Here is a 1,515-nt window from a genome sequence, read left to right as displayed (position 1 = left end):
GGCCACATTCGCACCGCCATTAACAGCCTGTCCATAGCTGCCGGCGAAACGGATGAATCCTCGCCTGATTTCGCCAAAAATCCTCGAGAAATCCAAATTGCCCTTGGGCATTTGCTTCACCACCTTATGAAAGCTAAGCGTTCAGTCTATCGGAATGCAATGTTGTCGCGAAGCATGCGGATCGTACGATCCTGGGGAGAACAAGCGGCAGCTTTATGAAGNAGCTTAAGTCCGCGCCTCGCCCACTTTCGCCGTTCCATCGGGTCGCGCCTCGTCCTGCCAGTAGCACCAGTACGCTTCCATGATACGCGTCCGCTATCGCATGGCCCGGATAATCCAGACGCAATCGTTCGATGACTCGGTTCGCTTCCCAAAGAGCGTCTTCATTTCCGGCCAAGGCTTCTTCATGAAGTTGAATCGCCTCGGCCAGTCTTTGCTCAAACGGGGCAGCGATCAACTCTGCCTTCGGATCACGATCCATTAAGGTGCACCCATTTGTAGACGCAATTTTATAGATTAAGTTAATAGTGTTTATACTGACCTTCCAGATATCTGTTGGAGCTTCTACGCTAGTATGTTTCTCAAAATAAACCTCTGCCGGAGGTCTATATCCAAGTGATTGGTGCCGGCGTCCAATGCTCGGTTCTTGCCATCCATACTGTTCTGACGCCAGCTTCCTTCAGCAAGTCCGTGTACTGTTCACTGATAAAATGGCTACCTTGGTCGCTATTCATAATCTCTGGTCTTGCCTGGCGTAGCGCGGCTTTCACTGTTGTTAGGACAAAGGGCATCTCAAGGGTCTGATCGAGTTGCCAACTGGCAATGTATCCCAGTCGATGATAGCCACCAGTGGTCAGCTTACCAACTTGTGAAAATAAGCGGTCTATCTTCTGTTCTTGTGCTTTCTTTTCTTTCGCAGCCTTTCGTTCATCTACGAATACATCGGGAAGTTTCTCGAGATCCATTTTCCTCCATTCGCTCACTTGAGCTGGATGAACGCCGTATTCTGCTGCAATTTCGGAGAGACTCTTTTCTTCTTTGAGGGTTTCTGCGACGACCTTAGCTTTGAATTCTGGTGTGTACTGTTTTTTCATAACTCTAGTGTAACCCTGTCCTCCTACCTGGTGTCCGGTTTCTTGGGTTCACTAAACAGCATGGGGGCGGAATTAATTCGTACGGAACGCATGTTATTTTCCATAAACAATTTAATGACTGCAATAATTACGCCCATCACAAGAACAAAAGCAATTACACCAGCTAAGGTAATTCCAAGAATAAGTAGCGCTTTGTCTGCGAATCCCATGCTCTTATTCAATTTCAATCTCACTCCCTCTGTCTTATTATGCTTATCTGCTTTTCTGCATCGATGCGTTCGGTCATGATACGCGATAAATCAACCTCCGTTTGGAAATGGGAAGTGGTTCCAGTTTGTTATAATCAACCATCTTGAGTTCATCATATGTACCGATATCTGCGATGTTATGGATACTCGCACATTGTGGATGAATTCAGCTT

Annotated in this window: 2 pseudogenes; both read right to left on the bottom strand. The window is 46.9% G+C overall.

The features are described from left to right. Positions 1–630 precede the first annotated feature (630 nt). Positions 631–827, bottom strand: a pseudogene (locus tag YWK_RS22990) (IS3 family transposase); the annotation flags it as partial. A gap of 63 nt (positions 828–890) precedes the next feature. Next, a pseudogene (locus YWK_RS22985) lies at positions 891–1,094 on the bottom strand (transposase); the annotation flags it as partial. Between the last annotated feature and the right edge of the window lie 421 nt (positions 1,095–1,515).

Origin of the sequence: Alicyclobacillus pomorum DSM 14955, assembly GCF_000472905.1 — a bacterium.
GTDB classification, from domain to species: Bacteria; Bacillota; Bacilli; order Alicyclobacillales; family Alicyclobacillaceae; genus Alicyclobacillus_A; species Alicyclobacillus_A pomorum.
Note: the sequence above shows the minus strand (reverse complement) of the source record. Positions and strands in the feature narration are given on the sequence as shown.